This window comes from Paracoccus amoyensis, assembly GCF_014490725.1.
Classification (GTDB): Bacteria; Pseudomonadota; Alphaproteobacteria; order Rhodobacterales; family Rhodobacteraceae; genus Paracoccus; species Paracoccus amoyensis.
Map to the genome: position 1 here is coordinate 34687 of NZ_JACOQL010000007.1, position 21672 is coordinate 56358.

18 protein-coding genes are annotated in these 21672 nt (G+C 62.2%); 14 read left to right on the top strand and 4 right to left on the bottom strand.

Annotation, left to right across the window (positions count from 1 at the left end):
- Positions 1-188: 188 nt before the first annotated feature.
- A complete protein-coding gene (locus H4P12_RS17615) occupies positions 189-1298 on the top strand; it encodes an HPP family protein (RefSeq protein WP_187794939.1) in 1110 nt (369 codons plus the stop codon).
- On the opposite strand, the gene H4P12_RS17620 is transcribed toward H4P12_RS17615, so the two are convergent.
- On the bottom strand, positions 1295-2311 hold the full coding sequence (locus H4P12_RS17620) for a nucleotidyltransferase family protein (RefSeq protein WP_187794940.1): 1017 nt from the start codon (positions 2309-2311) through the stop codon (positions 1295-1297). The two genes, H4P12_RS17615 and H4P12_RS17620, sit on opposite strands and share 4 nt — an antisense overlap.
- A 227-nt stretch (positions 2312-2538) precedes the next feature.
- Here H4P12_RS17620 and H4P12_RS17625 point away from each other — a divergent pair, with 227 nt between their 5' ends.
- The 11 genes from H4P12_RS17625 to H4P12_RS19220 all read left to right on the top strand — a co-directional run bounded on the left by H4P12_RS17625 (position 2539) and on the right by H4P12_RS19220 (position 15510).
- Entirely contained in the window at positions 2539-4539 is a 2001-nt protein-coding gene (locus H4P12_RS17625) for a type VI secretion system Vgr family protein (RefSeq protein WP_187794941.1), read from the top strand.
- A gap of 5 nt (positions 4540-4544) precedes the next feature.
- The gene (locus H4P12_RS17630) at positions 4545-4973 is read left to right on the top strand and encodes a DcrB-related protein (RefSeq protein ID WP_187794942.1); all 429 of its coding nucleotides are present in this window, start codon (positions 4545-4547) and stop codon (positions 4971-4973) included.
- Positions 4974-5528: 555 nt separating this feature from the next.
- Positions 5529-6116, top strand: coding sequence for a hypothetical protein (locus H4P12_RS17635; RefSeq protein ID WP_187794943.1), 588 nt, complete (start codon positions 5529-5531; stop codon positions 6114-6116).
- 197 nt (positions 6117-6313) lie between these two features.
- Positions 6314-6625, top strand: coding sequence for a hypothetical protein (locus H4P12_RS18925; protein ID WP_246449363.1), 312 nt, complete (start codon positions 6314-6316; stop codon positions 6623-6625).
- A gap of 30 nt (positions 6626-6655) precedes the next feature.
- A complete protein-coding gene (locus H4P12_RS17640) occupies positions 6656-8437 on the top strand; it encodes a TonB-dependent siderophore receptor (RefSeq protein ID WP_343069856.1) in 1782 nt (593 codons plus the stop codon).
- On the top strand, positions 8431-9357 hold the full coding sequence (locus H4P12_RS17645) for an ABC transporter substrate-binding protein (protein ID WP_187794944.1): 927 nt from the start codon (positions 8431-8433) through the stop codon (positions 9355-9357). Before H4P12_RS17640 ends, H4P12_RS17645 begins: the two co-directional genes overlap by 7 nt.
- On the top strand, positions 9354-11330 hold the full coding sequence (gene fhuB / locus H4P12_RS17650) for a Fe(3+)-hydroxamate ABC transporter permease FhuB (RefSeq protein WP_187794945.1): 1977 nt from the start codon (positions 9354-9356) through the stop codon (positions 11328-11330). The genes H4P12_RS17645 and fhuB overlap by 4 nt, the downstream gene beginning before the upstream one ends.
- Entirely contained in the window at positions 11327-12103 is a 777-nt protein-coding gene (locus H4P12_RS17655) for an ATP-binding cassette domain-containing protein (protein WP_187794946.1), read from the top strand. Before fhuB ends, H4P12_RS17655 begins: the two co-directional genes overlap by 4 nt.
- A gap of 9 nt (positions 12104-12112) precedes the next feature.
- Positions 12113-13813, top strand: a complete 1701-nt coding sequence (locus H4P12_RS17660) for an ABC transporter ATP-binding protein (RefSeq protein ID WP_187794947.1) — start codon at positions 12113-12115, stop codon at positions 13811-13813.
- Between the two features lie 339 nt (positions 13814-14152).
- Positions 14153-14641, top strand: a complete 489-nt coding sequence (locus H4P12_RS17665) for a PEP-CTERM sorting domain-containing protein (protein WP_187794948.1) — start codon at positions 14153-14155, stop codon at positions 14639-14641.
- Positions 14642-14958: 317 nt separating this feature from the next.
- Positions 14959-15510 carry a VPLPA-CTERM sorting domain-containing protein gene (locus H4P12_RS19220; protein WP_223115883.1) on the top strand — a complete coding sequence of 184 codons (552 nt, stop codon included), beginning with the start codon at positions 14959-14961 and terminating at the stop codon, positions 15508-15510.
- Positions 15511-15583: 73 nt separating this feature from the next.
- Here the strand turns inward: H4P12_RS19220 and H4P12_RS17675 are convergent, their stop codons facing one another.
- Together H4P12_RS17675 and H4P12_RS17680 are read right to left on the bottom strand one after the other, a co-directional pair.
- Positions 15584-16552 (bottom strand): siderophore-interacting protein, encoded by a 969-nt coding sequence (locus H4P12_RS17675; protein WP_187794950.1) that lies wholly within the window; start codon positions 16550-16552, stop codon positions 15584-15586.
- 69 nt (positions 16553-16621) lie between these two features.
- The gene (locus H4P12_RS17680; protein ID WP_187794951.1) at positions 16622-17305 is read right to left on the bottom strand and encodes a hypothetical protein; all 684 of its coding nucleotides are present in this window, start codon (positions 17303-17305) and stop codon (positions 16622-16624) included.
- Positions 17306-17740: 435 nt separating this feature from the next.
- On the opposite strand from H4P12_RS17680, the gene H4P12_RS17685 reads away from it, so the two are divergent.
- Both H4P12_RS17685 and H4P12_RS17690 read left to right on the top strand, forming a co-directional pair.
- Positions 17741-19045, top strand: a complete 1305-nt coding sequence (locus H4P12_RS17685) for an AAA family ATPase (RefSeq protein WP_187794952.1) — start codon at positions 17741-17743, stop codon at positions 19043-19045.
- Positions 19042-20145, top strand: coding sequence for a ParB/RepB/Spo0J family partition protein (locus tag H4P12_RS17690; protein WP_187794953.1), 1104 nt, complete (start codon positions 19042-19044; stop codon positions 20143-20145). Before H4P12_RS17685 ends, H4P12_RS17690 begins: the two co-directional genes overlap by 4 nt.
- A gap of 50 nt (positions 20146-20195) precedes the next feature.
- On the opposite strand, the gene H4P12_RS17695 is transcribed toward H4P12_RS17690, so the two are convergent.
- Complete coding sequence (locus tag H4P12_RS17695; protein WP_187794954.1) at positions 20196-21230, bottom strand: tyrosine-type recombinase/integrase; 1035 nt, start codon at positions 21228-21230, stop codon at positions 20196-20198.
- Between the last annotated feature and the right edge of the window lie 442 nt (positions 21231-21672).

The following is a 21672-nucleotide window of genomic DNA, read 5'->3' on the forward strand; positions in this document are numbered from 1 at the left end:
TGCGCCCCGCGTTGTTGGTCGCCTGTGTGGTTTCGGGTCAAAGCTGACAGGCAAGATATGACTATCTTGCGCACGAAACAGCACGTCCTGCACGTGCTGGCGCAGGGCGGCAAGGCGGCACTTGCCAGCCGCATTCTGCCGCGTTAGCCAGCATTTGCCCGATTCACAGGCAGAATTGAACCGCCGCCATGACCTCATCCCTGACCCGCGTGCTGCGTGCGCTTGGCCCCGCCATCCCCTCTGGCCCCACGCCCGAAGCGTTTCGCGCCGGGCTTGGCGCGCTGATCGGGCTGGCCGCGGTCAGCCTGTTTTTGCTGGTCACGCCGGTGGATTATCACCTTGGCCTGTATTTGATCCCGCCCTTCGGGGCGACGGCGGTGCTGATCTTTGCCGTGCCCAGCAGCCCCTTGGCGCAGCCGTGGTCGGCGGTGATGGGAAACACTGTCTCGGCCTTGGTGGCGGTCGCGGTTTGCCTGACCGTGCCCGATCCGACCCTGCGGCTGGTGCTGTCGGTCGGGTTGGCGATCACGGCGATGATCCTGATCCGCGCGTTGCACCCGCCGGGGGGCGCGGTGGCGATGACGGCGGCCATGTCGCCTGATGCGATCCGGGACCTTGGCTTCTGGTTCGTGCTGTGCCCGGTGGCGCTTGGCACGGTGATGCTGGTCTGCGTGGCGGTGATCTATGCCCGGCTGACCGGCCGCCACTATCCCTTTCGCCAGTTCGAGGATCAGAACACCCACGGCACCGACGATCATGTGCCGACCGAACGGCTGGGCCTGAGCAAGGATGAGCTGACCGATATTCTGGCCCAATACCGCCAGTCGCTGAACCTTGGCGTCGAAGACCTTGCCCGCCTGATCGCCGCAGCCGAAATGCAGGCTGCGGGGCATCGCACCGGACCGACAACGGTGGCCGATATCATGTCCCGCGATCTGGTGACGGTCGGGCCGGACGCCCCGCTGGATCAGGTGGCCGAACAGTTCCGGCAGCACGGCTTTACCTCGCTGCCCGTGGTGGGCACGGATGACCGCTTTCTGGGCGTGATTTTCCAATTGCACCTGATCCGCAAAGGTCTGTCGCAACAGATGGCCCCCCTGCTGGCCGAACAGATCATGTCGCGCGATGTGCCGACCGCCGCGCCCGATACGATGGTGGCGGCGCTGTTGCCGCTGATGGCGGATGGCGAAACCGATGCGGTTCCGGTGCTGGATCAGGGGCGGATCGTCGGCATCGTCACCCGCACCGACCTGATTGCGGCGCTGGCCCGCGAAAGCCTGAAACAGCCCGCAGACTAAAGCGCCGCCAGCGTTTTCGCGACGGCGGGCATCCGTGCCAGACTGGCCTCGATCCGCTCGCGCCAGCGGGGGCCACGGGCGCGGGCATCCGCTAACGCGTCGGCCAGATCGTCGGGGCGGTCCTGCGCCAATGCGGTGATCAGAAAGGCGGCCTGCTGACGATCCTTTTCCGATTTCAACCGATCATCGGCCCGGCGACGTTCGGCCACGATCAGCTTGTGGATGGCAAAGCGTTCGGGGCGCGGCACCTGGACCAGCACGCCACTGCGATAGGGGATCGCGGCGGGGATCGGATCGGCGATCAGGTAATTCAGATGCCGCAACGCCTGCGCCTGCACGGCAAGCGCGGGCAGATCGCGCAGGCCCTCTTCGCCAAAGGCCGGGGTCAGGAATTCGACCAGCGCATTCCCCGCCGTCTGACGCCACCGCCATGCCTTGCCGGGTTCCAGACTGGGCGTGGGCGCGAAATCGAAATCGCCCAGCACCTGCTGCACCGGCGGCGAGGCCATATCTTCCAGCACCAGCGACAGACGCTCAAAGCTGGCAATGTCCAGATCGTCGGTCTGTGCGGTTTGATCAAAGCCCAGCCGCAGGTTCAATTCCCCCTCATACAACCGGAAAGCATGGGTGCCGACGACCGTGCCGCCCAGACGGAACACCCCGGCCGCCGCCAGCGCCGCCATCAGACTGCCGGTGGTCGGGTCAAGGCCCAGAAACCCCTCGGCCCGCAGCAATCGCACCAAGCGGGCACGATCCTTGCGGCGCTGTTCCGCCGGGGCGCGGGCATCCCGTGCCTGCGCCATCCGGGCCGCCAGTTCGGGGCTGTCTTCCCCGATATAGCGTTTACGCACCTCGGACCCGACCCGAAAGCTGTCATACCAATAGATGCGGCCATTGCGGGTCACGCGGGTCGGGGTGCCGCGCAAATCGCCGATCGCCTCATCGCGCAGCGACCGCAGCAGGTCGTGATAGGCGGCATGGGCCAGCGGGCTGTGGTAGAGAATTTCAGACATGTTCAACGATCCTTATGATTGTTGAATACACCAATGTTCAACAATAGGAAAGTTTGTTGAACATGCGATCTGACGCCACAGCGGCGGCCCCGGCAGAGGCAATGACACGAAGACACCGATCCGCCGGTTGTCGGGAATCCGCCAGTCGGGCGCTTAAGGGGTGGAAACGTGGCGCATTCGATGCCATGATTTCGGCAGTTTTTCCGTTCAGATTGCGAGATAGTGCGATGAATGCTCCGTTCCAACAGACTGATCGTCTTGGCCGGCTGACGACAAGTCTTGGCCCGGACGCACTGGTGTTGCTGCGCTTTGATGGCAGCGATTACATGAACAATCTGTTCGAATACCGGATCGAGGCCTTGGCCCCGGATGGTGATGTGGATTTCGATCAACTTCTGGGCACGCATGCGACCGTCGAAATCGACGGCCGCGAAGGCGGCCGCGTGTTCGATGGCATCGTCACACAGGCCAAATGGTCGGGCGTCGGCGAAAACGGGCATCGCTACAGCATCGTGTTGCGGCCTTGGGCATGGCTGGCCGGTCGCCGCCGGAACCAGCGGATCTTTCACAACAAGACCGTGATCCAGATCATTCAGGAAATCTTCTCGGATTATGCATCGCTTGGCGATCCAGCGCTGAAGGTTCAGGTGTCGGAACAATATCCGGTGCTGGAATACACCGTGCAGTTTCGCGAAAGCGACCTTGATTTCGTGCGCCGTCAGATGGAACGGCACGGCATCACCTTTCACTTCCAGCACAAGCGCGGCAGCCACACGATGGTTCTGACCGATGACGTGCTGGCGCATGACAGCATCGGCCAACGCCCCTATCGCAGCTATGACGGCCACCATCAGGCCGAGGGTGAGCATTTCTGGGACTGGTCAAACGAACGCAACCTGACCACCGGTGCGGTCCGCCTGATTGATTACAATTTCAAATCGCCCACCGCCGCGATGGAGGTTGACCGCCTTGGCGACGCCGCCCATGCCTTTGGACAGTTGGAAAGCTACGAATATCCCGGCGATTATCTGGACGAAGCCAGCGGGCGCATTCTGGCCAAGGTGCGGATGAATCAGGAACGCGGGCAGGATAGTCGTATCCGTGCGGCGGGCGACTGTGTTGCGCTTGGTCCGGGCAGCCTTGTGCAATTGACCGGCGACCCGATCCCCGGAACCGGCAAGGGTTATCTGTGTCTTGCCGCCGATTACAGCTTTGTCAGCGAGGCCTATGGCTCGGGTGGTCAGGGCAGTGACGGCTACAGCTTTACCGGCAACTATACCCTGATGCCCGATACCGCACCGATGGCACCGCCAAAACGCACCCCCGCCCCGGTGGTCGAGGGGCCGCAAACCGCCGTCGTGGTCGGCGACGGTGAAATCGACTGCGACGAATTTGGCCGCATCCTGATCCGGTTTCACTGGGACTTGCACGATTCCCGCTCGATGCGCTGCCGGGTTGCGCAAAACTGGGCCGGGAATGGACTGGGCGGCGTCGTCATTCCCCGCGTCGGCATGGAGGTGGTGGCCGATTTCATCGATGGCAGCCCCGACAAGCCGATCGTCACCGGCTGCGTGGTCAACGGCAGCAACGGCAACATCTATGGCCTGCCTGCCAGCAAGACCAAAAGTGGCTTCAAGACCAAGACGCATGAGGGGTCCGGCTTCAACGAACTGAGTTTCGAAGATGCCAACGGCACCGAGAAGATATTCATGCACGCCCAGAAGGACATGGAGCGGGTCATCAAGGATAATGAATCCACGATGGTCGAAAACGGCAACCGGTCGATCACGGTCCAGACCGGCGACGAAACCAAGGCCGTCGCCAGCGGCAACCTGACCGAAACCGTCGCCCTGACCCGCGCGTCGCAAGCCAACAAGATCGTTGAAAGCGCCATTGCAGGTGATGCCGGCCCCGGTGAGATCAGCTATTCTGCGGCCGACATGATCCAGATGACATCAGGCCGCAAGGTGGCGGTAAATGCCGATAACATGATGCATCTGACCGCCACCAGCGAGATGTTGTTAAGCAGCGACAACACAAAAGGCGGCGGTGTCATCGGCATCAGCGCCGCAGAAGCGATCAGTCTGACTGTCGGCGATTCCAAGATCGTGCTGACGACCGAGGGCATTCAGCTGATGTTTGGTGACGGCACCTATATCACCCTGTCAAAAGATCTGATTGATCAGTTTTCGCCGTTCATTCATCTGAACAAAGGTGTGGGCGGGTAACCTCGATGTATCGCGTGAACGAGGGCACGTTTGATTTGCCCGCCACCTGGCTTGATCGCTCGGTGAATATTCTGGCCTCGGATATGACGGCCTTTGGAATTTCGCTGACGATCACCCGTGACGATATTCCCTGGGGCGTCTCCTTCGCGGAATATATGAACGATCAAGCCGAAAAGGCCGCCGCAGGCTTGACGGATTTCACGCTGATCGGTCGCCGCGATTTGTTCGTCGACGGCATGAGTTCCCATGAGATCGAGGCCACCTGGTCGCGCAAAGGCACGCCTGTCCACCTGCTCAGCACAACGCTGCATCTGGGGCCAAAGGCCATGGTGATCAGCAGCTCTGTCGACAATTACATGAGCGAGGGCCAAAAGGCCGAAATGCGCCGCATCATCGGCACTTTCAGATTTGCCAGAGAGCGGACGACGGCGTGATACAGGCTGTGTTGGGGGTATCGTCAGCACACCAACGCCGCACAGGTCCAAGAGGCAAAAATCCAGACCTGCATCCCATGTCTGACAGGTCGCTGAATCAGACCGCCCTCCTCACCAAGAACCGCGGCCGCTGCTGACCGCCAGGACAGCATGTCGGATGCACCGCCAGCATGGTTGCGCGCATCCCAGGGCCAGGACCCGTGGAAGCCTTTCTGTCAACACGACCTGGGCGCTGAAAAACAGCAATTAACAACACACATATTCACCAAAAATAGGGCTGGATTTATTATCATTATCTAATTCACGAATTTGTGAATTGTGCGCTCATTAAAAGCAGACTTGTTAAAAATGAAAATCATAATTCCGATAAATCAAGCCCCAAACAACACTTGGTCGCAACGTCACGGTGTGTTTTTTCTGGGTTTTTTCAACCCTCCGTAACGCGCCGCATTCTCGTTATCCTCATGGTTGTGCCCTTAAAAAATCGGCCAACCCGCTGATATTATCCCGTGATATATAGTGATTCAGGACGAGTTTCAGGTTTGGGAGGTTTAAATGCAGCACTGGAAAGGACTTGTTGCTGCAGCATCTTTTGCCGCGATCGGAACGGGCGCGACGGCTGCAACATGCACTGGAAACTGGGCCGCCGGTGGCAGCGGCAATATTCAGGAAACCGAATTCACCGTCACACAGAATATCCCTGACGGATCATCCGTGCTGGATCAGTTTTGCGTCACGACGGATAGCAACATTGGTGAAAACGATTCCGAAAGCACCGTCGCGGGCCTGTTTGGCATTGCCGACTGGTCGCTTGCCACGAAAAGCGATGGCCCGGATGGCGATGGCGTTCTCAGCTGGGCGACGATGCCGATTGACGACACCTCTGGCGGCGACTGGGCCATCTCGAACATGGACAACTATTCGTCGGTGATGCTGGTGCTGAAAGCGGGCAGAACCTTTGGCGCCTTCCTGCTGACGGCCGCAGATGTCATGGCCGGCGAATGGACGACATCCCGTGAACTTTCACATGCCTCCGTCTATTACGGTGGCGAACCTGCACCCGTGCCAATTCCGGCCACGGTCTTGTTACTTCTGGGAGGATTGGGCGGCATCGCATCGCTCCGTTTCCGTAAGAAGAGTTGATAGCGTTAATAGTAAATGGTCAAGGAAAGGGCGGGCTTCGGTCCGCCCTTTTCCATTAAACATGGCAGATCGGCGCAATCCGCCGTCAATTCAGCAAATTTGCAACAGGACGCCCATCGCAATCAATAATTCGCAGTTTTTTAGTCGGGTATGATTTGACAGCGGTAACGGTTCGGTGACAAGCCAAGGATAACACCTTGCAACCGGAGAAGGTCACCATGCGCCCCTCTATCCGCTTTTTCATGCTTGCCAGCGCCAGCGTTCTGGCCTTGGCCATGCCCGCCACCGCGCAAGACGCGGCCCCTGCAGCGACCACCACCAGCGACGAAGTCTTTGTTCTGGGCGAAATCGTCCTGACCGTCGATGACGTGTCCGGCTATCTGGCCAACGGCTCTCAAGCGTCGAAATCGGCGACGCCCATCGCGGAATCGCAGCAGTCCGTCTCGGTCGTGACCAACCAGCAGATCGAGGATCAGGGCGCGCAGAATCTGGGGCAGGCACTTGGTTAAACGGCCGGCGTTCTGGCCGAGCCATTTGGGATCGACCCCCGCTTTGACACGCCCTATGTCCGCGGATTCAAGGCCGACAATGCCCAATATGTGAACGGCCTTCGCCAAGGCCGTTACTTCGGCGCGATCGGGCAAGAGCTTTACGGGATGCAGCAAATCGAGGTGCTGCGCGGCCCGACCTCGGCCCTCTATGGCGCAGGCTCGCCGCTTGGGGTCATCAACATGGTGCAGAAACGCGCCCGTTCGACCGATTTCGGCGAAGTTGGCATCGGCTATGGCAGTTTTGACAGCAGCCAGCTGTTCTTCGATGTGAACCGGGTCGTGAACGAAGATCTGGCATGGCGCGTCACCGGGATCGGGCGAAACGAAAGCACCCAGATTGAAGACCTGACCAATGACGGTGGTTATCTGGCAGGCGCTGTCCGCTGGACCCCGGATGCCGCGACCACCATCGACTTCATGGCGAATTACACCAAGGATTCGCCCATGTCCCCGACCGGCGTTCCCTTTGCGCTAACCGAAACGGGCGATGGCGACTATCTGCGCGACCTTTATACCGGGCAGAAAAACTGGGATGACAGCGACCGCAGGATGTATAGCGTCGGCGCGGAAGTCAGCCATGAGCTGGATAATGGCTGGACGCTGAGCCAGGGCTTCCGCTACGAAAAGCTGGACTGGGACTATCGCAGCACCTATGCCATCGCGGTTGTCGATGACACCAGCTTCAGCCGGGGTTCCAGCCGCCAAAGCGAAGAAAGCGAGACGTTCAGCGTCGATACCCGCCTGTCAGGCGAGTTGACGACAGGTCAGGCGACACATCAGCTTTTGGTCGGTGTCGATGTGCGTAAATACGATGCTTATGAAAGCAGCCAGTTCGGATCTGCCTCGAACCTGAACTGGCGCAATCCCGATTACTATGCCGAAATGCCGGTCTTCAGTGGCACGCCCAACGCTGGCCCAAGCCTGCTGAAACAGGCCGGAGTCTATGTGCAGGATGAGATCATCTACGGCAATTGGCGCGGTTCGTTCGGCCTGCGCTATGATTGGGTCGAACAGACCGGAGAGCGTTACGGCTCGGTGTCTGAATACAAGGAAAACAAGCTGACCGGCCGCGCCGGCCTGTCTTATGTCATGGCAAACGGGATGGTGCCTTACATCAGCTACTCGACCTCGTTTGATCCTCAGGCAGGTGTCACGATCGACGGCGACATCCTGAAGCCGATCAAGGGAGAGCAATGGGAAGCCGGGATCAAATATCAGCCGACGACATTCGATGGCCTGATTACCCTGGCGGTCTATGATCTGCGTCAGGAAAACATCAATCGCAGTGTCTCGGAAGTCATTGACGGCAATACCGTATTTGGCATTCGTCAGCTGCCCGAAGTCAAGTCTCGCGGCATCGAGCTGGAGGCAACCGCCGAAATCGCCGATGGCTGGAATCTGCGTGGCGGCTATGCCTATAACGACACCAAGCAGAACTCGCCCCAAGCTGCGGCGTTTGAAGGCAAGGAACTGGCCGATGCGCCGCATCACCTGGCCAGCATCTGGCTGGACCGCGATTTTGGCAACGGTCTGCGGGCTGGCGGTGGCATTCGCTATATCGGGTCGCGCTACATCAACGACGCGAATACGGCCAAGCTGGACAGCGTGACCTTGGTTGACCTTGGCGGCAGCTATACCCGCGGCAATATCGAAACCTCGCTGAACATCACCAACCTGACGGATGAGGTTTATGTCTCGGCCTGCGGTTTCTCGTATTGCTCTTACGGCGAAGGCCGCACCGTCACGGCCAAAGTGACCTACAAGTGGTAGGCGGCGGGGCCGCATGTCTCCGGCCCTCTCGTCGAGCCGTCCTGACCGCCGCCGGCATGATGCTGGCGGCGGGTTTGCCTGTGCGGGCGGCCGGGCGCTTGCAGGCTGGGGGGCCGCAACCCCGCTTGGCGGCGATTGACTGGGCGATGCTGGAAACTGCCATCGCCATCGGTCATATGCCCGTCGCCGCCGCCGAACTGATCCGCTATCGGCAGGACGTGGCGCAGCCGGAAATTCCGGCGGGCGTCACCGATCTGGGCCTGCGCGGTGCGCCGAATTTCGAACTGCTGCAACTGATCCGCCCCGACCTGATCCTGTCATCGAACTATTACACCCGATACGAAGATCGGCTGGCCGAAATCGCGCCGGTTCTGTCGCTGCCCTTCTATATCCCGCAGGAAGCCCCCTTGCCGAACGTGCTGGCGGCGCTGACCATCCTGGCCGACAGGATCGGCGACCCGGCGGCAGGTCAGCGGGCGCTGCAAGGGGCCGAGGCCGGTTTCGACGCGCTGGCCGCCCGCGCCACAACCTTTGCCGACCGCCCCTTCTGCATGGTCAATATCGGCGATGCGCGGCATATGCGGGCCTTTGGCTATGACAGCCTGTTTGGCAATGTGCTGGACCGGCTGGGCCTGCAAAACGCATGGGCTGAGGTGACCCAGTTCAGCTTTCTGGCCCCGGTTCCCATTGAAAAGCTGGTCCAGATGCCCGAGGCGCGGCTGGTCATCGTGGGCGAGATTCCGGCCTATGCCCGCCGCAGCCTGTCGCGCAGCATCCTGTGGCAACATCTGCCAGCGGTGACGGAAGACCGGGTTTATTTCGTGCCCGACGGCAACCCCTTTGGCGGGGTGCCATCAGCCCTCCGCTTTGGCGCAGGGCTGATCGACGCGCTGGAACAGGGGCCGGGGCAACTGTCATGACCCGGTCGATCCGAATGATCCTGCCCGTGGCGGCGGTGCTGGCAATCGGGCTGTGGCTGCTGGATGCGCGACAGATGCTGCCGATGGCAGACTGGCCCGCATGGCCCTTTGACGCGCAGGCCATGTCGCTGGAACAGATCCTGATGGCCTTTGGCATGATGCCGCGCGGGACGATTGCCCTGCTGGCGGGGGCGCTTCTGGGCCTGTCGGGGGCGATCCTGCAGGTCGTGCTGCGCAATCCGGTGGCCGATCCGACGACGCTGGGCATTTCCGCCGGGGCGCAGCTGACGCTGGTCATGGCCACAATCCTTGCGCCCGGCCTGCTGGATCATGGTCGTTGGCCGATTGCCATGATCGGGGCCGCGTCGGCGGCGGGGCTGGTGCTGGCCATCGGGGCTGCGCGGGCCTTCGCGCCGGTGACGATGGTGATCGCCGGGATGCTGGTCGGCATGACGGCCAGTGCCGTTGCCACGGCCATCACGCTGGCCCAGGGGGAATACCTGCTGTCGCTGGTGATCTGGAACGGCGGATCGCTGGTGCAGCAAGACTGGTCGGGGGTGCGCACGCTGGCGCTGGTGCTGATCGCGGGGGGCATCGCGGCCGCCATGCTGGCCCGTCCCTTGCGCGTGCTGTCCCTGGGGGTCGAGGGTGCGGCGGGCCTTGGCCTGAATGTCGCGTTGATCCGGCTGCTGGCGGTCGGCGTGGCGGTGGTTCTGGCGGCGGCGGTCTCGGCCGAATTGGGGCTGATCGCGTTTATCGGGCTGGCCGCCCCTGCCCTTGCCCGCAGCATGGGGGCGCGAAACCTGTATCATGTGCTGGCCCTGTCGCCCGTCATCGGTGCCCTGCTGCTGTCGATCTGCGACAGTCTGGTGATGGCCATCGCCGGTCAGGGCGGAGAGATGTTTCCCACCGGCGCACTGACCGGGCTGATCGGGGGGCCATTGCTGCTGTGGTTGCTGCCGCGCCTGCGGGGATCGACCCCGCCCGGAACCGAAAAAGGCGATGGCACGGCGCGGCGGCGCGACCGCGCGGCACCGCTGCTGATCGGACTGGTGGCGCTGCTGATCGCGATGGCGGTGGTGATGGTCTGGATCGGGCGCGTGCCGGGGGGCTGGGCGGTGCTGGACTGGGCCAGCTTTCAGGCCTTCCTGCCGATGCGCCTGCCCCGGCTGATCGCGGCGGCGGCGGCGGGGGCGGCGCTGGCTCTGGCGGGGGCGATCCTGCAACGGCTGACCGCGAACCCGTTGGCCTCGCCCGAGGTGCTGGGCGTGTCGGGGGGCGCCTCGCTTGGCTATGCGGCGGTGATCTATCTGGTCGCGATGCCGACGGCTGCGGCGCTGACCATGGGCACGATGGCCGGGGGCGCGGTCGCGCTGGCGCTGATCGGGATGTTCGTCAGCCAACGCGACATGCCACCCGAACGGGTGCTGCTGGCGGGCATCGCCGTATCGGCGCTGGCTGCGGCCGTCCTGTCCGCCATCATGGCCGTGGGCGATGCGCGGGCCTGGGCGGTGTTGAGCTGGCTGAGCGGCTCGTCCTCGGTCGTGACGATGATGGGGGCGCTTGGACTGGCCATGGTGGCAGGCCTGCTGTGGATCGCGGCGCTGGCTGCGCGGCGCTGGCTGGACATCCTGCCGCTGGGCTATGGCGTGGCCGGTGGGCTTGGCCTGCCGCTGCGCCGCGCCCGGATGCTGCTGATCCTGCTGGCCGGGATGGCCACGGGGGCCGCGACCGTGCTGGTCGGACCGCTGAGCTTCGTGGGGCTGATGGCCCCGCATGTCGCCCGCCGCCTTGGCCTTGCCCGCCCGGCCGATCACGTCACCGGCTCGGCGCTGATCGGCGCCTGCCTGATGCTGGCCGCCGATTTCGGCGCCCGGATGGCGGGCTTTCCCTATGAACTGCCGCTGGGCCTGTTCGCGTCGCTGATCGGCGCGCCCTGGCTGATCTGGCTGATGATGAGGTCGCAGAAATGACCACCCCCCTGTTTGACATCCGCAACCTGTCGGTCGATGTGCCGGGCCGCAGGTTGTTGCAGGATCTGACGTTGCAGCTGCCCGCAGGCAAATCCATCGCGCTGATCGGGCATAACGGATCGGGCAAGTCGACGCTGCTGAAAACCCTGGCCCGCCAGATCCTGCCCAGCCACGGCACCGTCACGTTCGAGGGCCGCGCCCTGCCCGACTGGAACGCCCGTGACTATGCCCGGCGTCTGGCGTTTCTGCCGCAAACCACCCCGCCGGCCGAGGGGATGACCGTCCGCGAACTGATCGCCCTTGGCCGCTATCCGTGGCATGGCGCACTTGGCCGTTTTGGTCCGCGCGACCATGATGCGGTGGATCGCGCCATGGTCGAATGTGCGCTGGAACCCTTTCGCGATCGCATGGTCGATACGCTGTCGGGCGGCGAACGCCAACGCGCTTGGCTGGCGATGATGGTCGCGCAACAGGCAGGCACCCTGCTGCTGGACGAACCGATCAGTGCGCTGGACATCGCCCATCAGGTCGAGGTGCTGTCGCTGGTTCAGCGCATGTGCCACGAACAGGGCCGCAGCGCGATCACCGTGCTGCACGAGGTGAACATGTCCGCCCGCTTCTGCGATCATATCGTCGCGATCAAGGGCGGAAAGATCGCGATGCAAGGCACGCCCGCCGATCTGATGCAGCCACAGGTCTTGCAAGACATCTACGGATTGCCCATGCAGGTGTTGACCCGCCCGGATGGCAGCCCCGTCGCCATCCCGGCCTGAAAGGACACCATGCTGCGGCAATTCTTTTCCTATTACCGGCCCTTCATGGGGCTGTTCTGGCTCGATTTCGGCTGTGCGGTGCTGTCCGGCCTGCTGGAACTGGCCTTTCCGCTGGCAATCACGGCCTTTATCGACCACCTGCTGCCGCAGGGGAACTGGACCCTGACCATCGCCGCTGCCGCAGGGCTGCTGGCCCTCTATGCGATCAATGCGGGCTTGCTGACGGTGGTGATCTATTGGGGGCACAAGCTGGGCATCAATATCGAAACGGTGATGCGCGCCCGCGCCTTTGACCACCTGACGCGCCTGTCCTGGCGGTGGTATGACCGCGCCCGCACCGGAAAACTGGTCGCCCGCGTGACCCGCGATCTGGAAGAGATCGGCGAGGTTGCCCATCACGGCCCCGAAGACGCCTTTATCGCGCTGATGACCTTTGTCGGCGCCTTCATCCTGATGTTCTGGCTGAACCCGCAACTGGCCTTGATCGTGGCGCTGATCGTGCCGGCCATGCTGGCGCTGGTGATCTTTTACGGCGGGCGGATGACCCGGACATGGCGCGACATCTATTCCCGCGTCGGCGATTTCAACGTCCGGCTGGAAGAGGCCCTTGGCGGTGTCCGCGTCGTGCAGGCCTTTGGCAACGAGGCGCATGAAAACCACCTCTTCGCAGGCGACAACAACCGCTACCGGCAGGCCAAGCTGGACGCCTATCGCGTGATGGCGGCATCGAATGCCCTGCAATATATGGGCCTGCGGCTGGTGCAGGTGATCGTCATGGTCGTGGGGGCGGGCTTTGTGCTGAACGGCCAGCTGACCACGGGCGGCTTTGTCGGTTTTCTGCTGCTGGTCGGCGTGTTCTATCGCCCGCTGGAAAAAATCGCCGCCGTGATCGAAACCTATCCGCGCGGCATTGCGGGCTTTCGCCGCTATCAGGAATTGCTGGCCACCGATCCGGAAATCGCCGATGCCCCCGATGCGGTCGAGGCCCCTGCCCTGCGCGGCGATATCCGCTTTGACCATGTCAGCTTTGAATATGACCGCGACCGCCCGATCATCCGCGACATCGACCTGACGGTGAAAGCGGGCGAAACCATCGCCTTTGTCGGGCCGTCCGGTGCGGGCAAAACCACGCTGCTGGCGCTGCTGCCGCGGTTTTACGAACCAACCAGCGGGCGGATCAGCATTGACGGGTTGGACCTGCCGCGGATGCAGCTGAACAGCCTGCGCCGCCAGATCGGCCTGGTCAGTCAGGACGTCTTCCTGTTCGGCGGCACGCTGCGCGAAAATATCGCCTATGGTCGCCTGGGCGCAACCGATAGCGAGATCCGTGATGCCGCGCGGCAGGCGCAACTGGACAGCATGATCGACAACCTGCCCGACGGGCTGGACACCATCGTCGGCGAACGCGGTGTGATGCTGTCAGGCGGTCAGAAACAGCGCGTCGCCATTGCCCGCGCCTTTCTGAAAAATCCGCCGATCCTGATCCTTGACGAAGCCACCAGCGCGCTGGACAGCCAGACCGAACGCGAGATTCAATCCGCCCTTGACCGTCTGGCCGTTGGTCGCACCACATTGATCATCGCGCATCGTCTGGGCACCATCCGCAATGCCGATCGGATCGTCGTCATGCAGGAAGGCCGAATCGCAGAAGTCGGCACCCATCAGGACTTGATCGCGCGCGGCGGTATCTATGCCGGGCTGGCCGCCTGATCGCACCCTCGGATCGTTGCAAGCAAATATGGCCGCCCCGAAATCTGCGTGAAGAATCCGGGGGCTGCCATATTAATGCACACATATTAAACCCAGTTATACACCATCCTGTTTATTCTAAATCAGCCATTAAAAAACTTTCTTTGCCTAAAGCAGAAATTACAAATCAGCGGTAATCCACCCAGCTTTTCCAGTGCAAAATCCACATTTTCGCCGATGTCGAATTAGTGAATTTCACCCGCCGGTTAACTTTTCATACATTTAAACGCGGAGCCGGCTCTGGCATAACGGCCCGGCAACAATTCTAAAATCACGACACTCAATCAAATGAGGTATTTTATGACACAGACACTTCGCGTGGCAGCACTGGCCGCTGCGGCAGTGATCGGCCTTGCCGGTGTGGCGGGTGCCGCGACGGTCAAGGACACGGATGTTTCGTGGCTCCACATCGGTGGCTTTACCCATGAAGTCGAAGAGGCTGGCAACTATACCCTCAACTTCACCGGCAGCGGTCGTTGGGGCGGCGATTACCTGGGTTCGGCGGCAGTCGCATTCGCCGAAATCAACGATGGCATCAGCGAGTTCTTTGCCTCGGTCGGCGCAAACGGGCGCTTCAACATCGAAAACGGCACCTCGATTTCGCTGGGCTTTCTTGATGTCGGCACTGATCTGGTTGCCGCAGTCTGGGCGATTGGCGGGACATTGAACATGAGCCTGGATCTGGATGACAGCCAGCCCGCTCCGATCCCGCTGCCTGCGACGCTGCCCCTTCTGGCGGGTGCGATCGGCATGGCAGGCTTTGCCGCGCGTCGCCGCAAATCGCGCTGAACAAACCACACTCGCGGAGGAAAAGGCCCTGCTTGGCGGGGCCTTTTCATGATTTGCCGGCATATAGCAGACGAATCAGACAAATAGGCCCGTCATTTGGATAAGCACGCTCTTATGGGCCATTCATTTCAATAAGTATGCTCTTATAGATCATCTGGCGATAGCCGAAAAAACCGAACTCTGCCTCTGGTTGAGATAAACCAATTATCTGAAAGACAGCCTGAAATTAAACTAGTCCGTTTGTATTATCCATGCTACCGGCCAAGATGCAGCTTCATCTCTGCGACTTCTGCCACCCCCATGCATAGGTAATGATCGTGAACAAGTTTCTTCTCGCGGCAGCTTTTATTGTCGCAGCCGGTGCTTCGCAGGCAGCAACCTGCACGTCCGGAAAAGTCAAATACACCCTGACCCAAGGCAATCCTGACGCGGTGATCGCGTCGTCCTGCCAGTCGGGAAATGACACCAACACCATCGACGCGGATTGGAGCCTGGGCGGTATCTCCGGCTGGACCCTGGCGGACAAGACCGACAATGACGATGCCTATGTCGATGGCGGCTTTGCAAGCTTCAGCACCTCGGACCGCACCTGGTCTGTCGAAAATCCGCTGGGCTACGAATATGTCATGGTGACGCTGAAGCAGGCGAACACCTTTGCGGCCTTCCTGCTGAATTCGGCCGAACTCCTTAGCGGCCTGTGGCTGACCGAAGGTCCGGGCAAATCCATCGGTGGTCTGTCGCATGCCTCGGTTTACTTCGCGGGCGAAACGCAGCCTGCCCCGGTGCCGCTGCCCGCAGGCGCTCTGCTGCTGCCGGCTGGTTTGGGTGCCCTGGCCCTGTTGCGCCGCCGCAAGCAGCGCGCCGCCTGAGACGATCTCACATGAACTGCAAAACGCCCGCATCTTCATGCGGGCGTTTTTGTGTCAGCGGATCGACAGCGGCCTATCCCCAATAGGCCGCCGCCATGAACTCTTTCTTGGTCAGACCGCGTGACAGAAGATGCCCGCGCGCCTGTCGCGCCTCTTCGGCATGGGATGCGAACCACACATAGGCGCCGCCGATGTCCGCATCGGCCAGCGCCGCCAGCAGGTCGTCAGCCCGCCGCACACGCGGATCAGCCGCCAGCGCACCAAGATCGTGCAGATCGGCGCGAATGATGGCCGACACCTCGCCCCGCGCCAGATCCAGCATCCGGGCAATCGCGGGCAGCGCGGTTTCGTCGCCAAACAGGACCAGCCGGTCCGCCTCGGGGCACCAGCCGCCGCCGGGGCCGACAATCGCCACCTCCTGCCCCTCTGGCGCCGACAGCGCCCAGTCACAGGTCGGGCTGCCCTTGTGCTGATAGATGTCGAAATCCAGCCAATCATCCTGCTGCGCGATCACCGTATAGACGGGCCGATGCAGCGCGTCTGGACCCTCGGGCCAGATCGTGCGCCCGGTCTCACCGATGCGCGGCCAGACCGGCCGGCGCCCCGGCTGTGGCAGCAACAGACGGAAATGCAGGCTGTCGCGCCCGAAACGCGCGGCTTCCGGCCCTTGCAGGCGAACGCGCGTAAAGCCCGGCGTCACCTGTCGGACCGACACCACGCGCATCACCGCCAGACCGGGCGCCAATGCGCCGGTATTCACCCGCTCCCACTGCACCTCAAGCCCGGCTTCGGCAAATATCTCGGTCGCGCTGTCCTGCAGATTGCCCATCAACCGCATTTCAGGGGCGGACAGTTCCAGCCGCACCGCATCGGATTCGGGGATCAAGCGCAATTCACAGCCCCAAATGACCATGCTCAGCGCGTCAGGCGTCTCGATCAGGTCCAGATCCCACGCGGCGGCCCGGGTCTTCAGCGCCGCCACCGCCGCACCCGAGGCGCGTGGAATGAGACCGGCATTGCGATAGCTACGAAGATGGGACACCAGACAGGCCTTTCCTCAGAATTGCCTCCTGATATACCAAAGTCTTTCAGTCAACAATAGATTCGGCGGTCAGATCGTGTCGATCCGCACCGCCGTCACCGTCGGATCCGTGCGCAAGACCGCCGTGCGCAGCCGCGCAAGGATATGCGTCCGCAGATAGGTGGCATGAAACCGCGACGGCGCGATCAGGATCTGACAGCCCTCATGCACGCCACCATCGGTCAGGCAGGCGATCCACGCATCGTAAAGCGGACGATCCTCGGCCGCCAGCATGGCTTGCGCCCTGCCCCACAGACCCTGTCCCGCAACCGGATCAGGTCTGCGAAACGGAACCACGGTCTGGTCGGCATGGTCCCGCACAGGCTCACCCCCTCCGACGCGGGCCACGTAATCCTCGCCGATATTGGGCCAGGCGGGCCGCGTGTCCAGCATCACCCGGTCCAGATCAAGACCCAGGACCGACACCCTGCCCCGCGCGCCCTGACGTTTGACGACCACCCACTCCATCGCCTTCAACCGCGCCATGTCGCGCTTGACCGTGCGTTCATCGACGCACCACAGCCGCGCAATTTCGCGCTGACCCATGGTCAGTTCATTGCGTTGCCAGTTGTATCGCGTGGTGATCAACGACATCAGACGCAGAACCAGACGCTGCATGTTCTGGTCCCTGGCCATCGCATGCGCCATCATGGCCGACAAGATGTCGTATTTCTTGGCCGCAGCCTCTCGGCCAACGGGACGGATCACCTGCATCGCTGCTCCTGCCTGCCGGATGAACCGGCGACTGCCTCCGGCGAAAGCTGCGATCTTGTGTCGGGTTAAACGCTTTTCGCCATCCTTACCGCATTTGCGTCCGGTTTCCCGATTCTGTCAAGAGATTTGCGCTGTTGCGTCTTTCCCCGCCCAATCCAGAGGAAAAGAATGGGTATCAATGGTATAGGGTGACAGCCTGAATGTCCCCTAATTGCGCCGCCATGTCCCCCAATTTCTGGTGTGGGCCTGTTGCATGTCCCCCTATCTGTTGCGTGCGTACGCTGGTCGGGCAACGCACGCAGCAAGACCGATTCGCGCAACAGGCGCAGGAACAGGCTATATTCGGCGTTCAGTAAACTTGCCTTTTGCCAAAGACGCAAATCCGGCGTAAAACGGAAAACGACAATAATCAGCGTCCGACAATACAGGCACAACATGTATACGCACGAAGACCTCGCGAAGCTGCAGGCGCAATCGCTGAAGATGCAGGGCTGGATCCGGCGGCAGACCTTCAGCCCGGCCAATGAAAAGACCCTCCGCCGCTTTTCCAGCTGGGAGGTGGCCGAGCTGATCTTCAACATCAACCAGTCCACCTTCCGCGGCAAACTGGCCGCCGATCCGAACCTTCCCCTCGGGGAAGTCGAAGAGGATGGCCGCCAGCGCTGGTTCAGCCTCGAGGAAATCAACGAGCTTCGCCGCCGCATCAAGGTGAACAAGAAATCCCTGATGCCCCCTCGCCCCGATGGCAAGCGTGCCTTTCGGGCGGCGATCGCCAACTTCAAGGGCGGCGCGGGCAAATCAACCGTTGCGCTGCATTTTGCGCATGCGGCGGCGCTTGACGGTTATCGGGTGCTGGTCGTGGACTTCGATCCCCAGGCCACGCTGTCGCATTCGATGGGGCTCAGCGATGTCGGCGAGGATCACACCGTCTGGGGCATCATGGCCCGCGATCTGGAGCGTGAGACCGACCGGATGAACGCGGCCAGCGCGGGCGCCGAGTCGGGCACCGCCCTGCCACAGCGAAAGCTGCCGCCCTCGATCCGGGATATGGGCCTTGGCACATTGCGGCCCAACGACTTCATCAAGCCGACCGCCTGGCCCACCATCGACATCGTGCCCAGCTGCGCCAACGCGGCCTTTGTCGAATTTGCCAGCGCCCAGTATCGCCACCTGAACCCGGAATGGACCTTCTTCGGGGCGGTGTCGCGATTCCTGGACAGCCTGGCCGATGATGCCTATGACCTGATCCTGTTCGATTGCCCGCCGGCGATTGGCTATCAGTCGATGAACGCGGTTTTTGCGGCCGACATGCTGTATATCCCCTCCGGTCCCGGCTATTGGGAATACGATTCCACCACCAGCTTCATCGGCCAGTTGTCCGAGGCGTTGGAGGATCTGTCCCACGGCTTTGAAAACTTCCCCACGGGGAAGATCGCGCTGCCCAAGGCGTTCCGCGATGTCCGTTTCCTGATGACCCGCTATGAACCATCGAATGAGTTGCATCAGGCGATGATGGGCGCGTTTCAGCAGGTCTTTGGCGACCGCATGGCGCAACATCCGATCGAACTGACCCGTGCGGTCGAACAATCGGGCCGGTTCCTGTCCTCGATCTACGAGATCGATTACCGTGACATGACACGCGGCACATGGCGACGCGCGCGGGCGACATTTGATCAGGCCTATGACGAATTCAAAGCCCATGTGCAGGTCGCATGGGACAAGCTGGAGGATCAGGCATGAGCCGCAAGCGCCGCATGTTCGACATCGAAATTCCGCAGGATGACGGGGCGGACAGCTTCCCCGCGGGGAAGGCCCCGGAAAAGGAGGCCCGTCGCGGCCCGATGGCCGCGGCGATCGTCGAAACCGCCGAAAGCACCCGCGACCGCGCCCGGATCGAGGCTGAAATCCGCGCCGAAAACGACGCGCTGGCACAGGAACATGTGCGCCTGAAACGGGCGGGCCTGATCACCGACATGATCCCGTTGGACGCGATCGGCACCCATAAGCTGATCCGCGACCGTGCACCGGCGGCCGATTTCGAACTGGCGGAGCTGGTTGCCTCCATCCGCGACATCGGCCTGTCCAACCCGATCCGGGTCGAGCCTGCGGGCGAGGGGCGGTATGAGTTGATCCAGGGCTATCGCCGGCTGTCGGCCTATCGCAAGCTGCTGGATGAAACCGGCGATGCCGAGGCCTGGGGCCGCATTCCGGCAGGGATCGCGGCCCGTGGTGATGCGCTGGAACAGCTGTATCGCCGCATGGTGGATGAAAACATGGTCCGCAAGGACATCAGCTTCGCCGAGATGGCGCAGTTGGCCTTGCATTACGCAATGGATCCGCAGACCTCCGAACATGACCCGGAAAAAGCTGTGGCGATCCTGTTCAAATCGGCGGGCTATCAGAAGCGCAGCTATATCCGCAATTTCATCCCGTTGGTCGAGAAACTGGGCGATGCGCTGATCTATCCGCAGGAAATTCCGCGGGCCCTGGGCCTGTCGCTGGCGCAGCGGCTGGACGATATTCCGGGCACCGCTGCCGCGATCAAGGCAGAGCTTGCCGATTGGGATACGCGATCCATCAAGGATGAGTTGGAGGTTCTGCGCCGGTTTGCAGGGCAGGGCGCTGATGCGGAATCCGGCGCGGTGCGGCCAGAAAAGGACGCGCCTAGGGTTCCTTCGGGCAAGGCCAAGACGACCTTTCAGATCGTGCGCCCGCATGGCAGCGCCAAATGCACCGCAGCCAATGGCCGTCTGGAAATCCGTCTGCCGCGCGATTTTTCCACCGTGGATCGTCGCAAACTGGAAGCGGCGGTTGCGGCGCTGTTGGACCAGTTGGACTGATCTTCCCCGCAGGGAAGGTCTGGGGGTGGCCCGTTTCGGGCCGCCCTTTCTTATCCCAGCAGATCCGTCGCTGGATTGTCGGTGATCTCCACATCCGCATAGTAACGCTGTGCCTGGTTGGCGCTGCGATGCAGGCTCAGCTGCATGGCGGCGGGCAGGGGCGCACCGTCCAGCGCCGCCTGCGTCAGAAAGCCCGACCGCAGGCCGTGCGTGCTGGCAAAGTCGGGTGGATAGCCCGCCAGTTCCAGCCGGTGCCGGATGATGTCGCGGATGCCGTCGGGGCCAAGCCGACGCGTCAGCACCCGATCCGCCTGACTGATCTGCCGGAACAAGGGGCCGCCCAGAATAGCCGCCAACCTGATCCAGTCCGTGACGGCGCGGGCAGGGCGCCCTTTCAACGGCAGGCGGGGTGCGGCAACGGGGCCGGTGGTCTTGGTGGTCAGCAGCCTGACCCGCAGCACGCCCTTGGCCTCGAACTCGCGGCTGTCGATATCGTCCAGGTTCAGGGCCGAAATCTCGGACCGTCTGCGGCCGCCGGATGCCCAGCCCAGCATCAGAATGGCGCGATCCCGCAGCCCGCGATGGCTGTGATCGCAGGTCGCCAGCATGGCTTCCAGAACCGGACGGGTGATCGGGTTTTCGGACTTGCGCTGCGTCGGACGTGCCGCCGCGCGCCGTGCCCGTCCGCGTGCCTGCGACACCAGCGGCGCATCAAAGGGCGAGGGCAGGTTCTTCATCCGGTGGAAGGCCCTCCAGCTGGCCACGCGTCGGTCCAGCGTCGCCGGCGCAGGACAGGCAAGGCTGCGGCGCAGCCCGGCAGTGATCAATGCCTGCGCCGCCGTTTGCGCCGCGCCCGGCTTGTCCGTCAGATCAACCGAATGGTCGGTGAGAAAGCGCAGCGCCACGGCCTCACTTTCGGGCCAGGCCAGCGGCTGACCATAGGTCGCGTGCTTCCAGGCAGCGATATAGGCCAGATCACGTTCCCAGGCTCGCAAGGTGTTGTCGGGGGTGCCGCGCCGATAGAGGGCGGTCAGCGCCTCGGCCTCGTCAGGCGTCAGGGACAGGGGGGCGATAGGCAGGTCCATCTGCAGAGAATGCAGGCTTCCCCGCGGGGAAGTCAAGACCCCCGATAAGGGAACATTATCGGGGATAAGCGCAGGAGAAGGGCGATGCGGCGGTGATCCGCAGATGGTGGATATGGTGCGGATAAGGAGTAGGGCGGCTGTGTGAAGCCGGCCAAGGCGGAAAACCTCGAAAGCCGGTTCGTGCCCCTGATCGCGCTGTCCTTGTCGCTGAAGTTCAGGCGCCCACCAATGGAGACCAATGTCAGGATGTTGGCTTTCAGAGGTTCGGTCATCTAGTTCTCGCCCCTCCGGTTCGCTTCCAGACGATCAAGCCTTTTCGGACGGGAATGACCTTGCGCCCGGCCTGCTGTGCCGTTGCCATCGGGGCAGGGTGCAGATTCATAATCCCCCGGCAAGCTTGGAGGTGTGGACTTCAGGCCGATCATATGACCATAAAAGTATG

Bases quoted from the DNA above. Each gene is read 5' to 3' on its own strand.
- H4P12_RS17615 (WP_187794939.1), top strand. From the start codon at position 189: ATGACCTCATCCCTGACCCGCGTGCTGCGTGCGCTTGGCCCCGCCATC.
- H4P12_RS17620 (WP_187794940.1), bottom strand. From the start codon at position 2,311: ATGTCTGAAATTCTCTACCACAGCCCGCTGGCCCATGCCGCCTATCAC.
- H4P12_RS17625 (WP_187794941.1), top strand. From the start codon at position 2,539: ATGAATGCTCCGTTCCAACAGACTGATCGTCTTGGCCGGCTGACGACA.
- H4P12_RS17630 (WP_187794942.1), top strand. From the start codon at position 4,545: ATGTATCGCGTGAACGAGGGCACGTTTGATTTGCCCGCCACCTGGCTT.
- H4P12_RS17635 (WP_187794943.1), top strand. From the start codon at position 5,529: ATGCAGCACTGGAAAGGACTTGTTGCTGCAGCATCTTTTGCCGCGATC.
- fhuB (WP_187794945.1), top strand. From the start codon at position 9,354: ATGACCCGGTCGATCCGAATGATCCTGCCCGTGGCGGCGGTGCTGGCA.
- H4P12_RS17655 (WP_187794946.1), top strand. From the start codon at position 11,327: ATGACCACCCCCCTGTTTGACATCCGCAACCTGTCGGTCGATGTGCCG.
- H4P12_RS17660 (WP_187794947.1), top strand. From the start codon at position 12,113: ATGCTGCGGCAATTCTTTTCCTATTACCGGCCCTTCATGGGGCTGTTC.
- H4P12_RS17665 (WP_187794948.1), top strand. From the start codon at position 14,153: ATGACACAGACACTTCGCGTGGCAGCACTGGCCGCTGCGGCAGTGATC.
- H4P12_RS17680 (WP_187794951.1), bottom strand. From the start codon at position 17,305: ATGCAGGTGATCCGTCCCGTTGGCCGAGAGGCTGCGGCCAAGAAATAC.
- H4P12_RS17685 (WP_187794952.1), top strand. From the start codon at position 17,741: ATGTATACGCACGAAGACCTCGCGAAGCTGCAGGCGCAATCGCTGAAG.
- H4P12_RS17690 (WP_187794953.1), top strand. From the start codon at position 19,042: ATGAGCCGCAAGCGCCGCATGTTCGACATCGAAATTCCGCAGGATGAC.
- H4P12_RS17695 (WP_187794954.1), bottom strand. From the start codon at position 21,230: ATGGACCTGCCTATCGCCCCCCTGTCCCTGACGCCTGACGAGGCCGAG.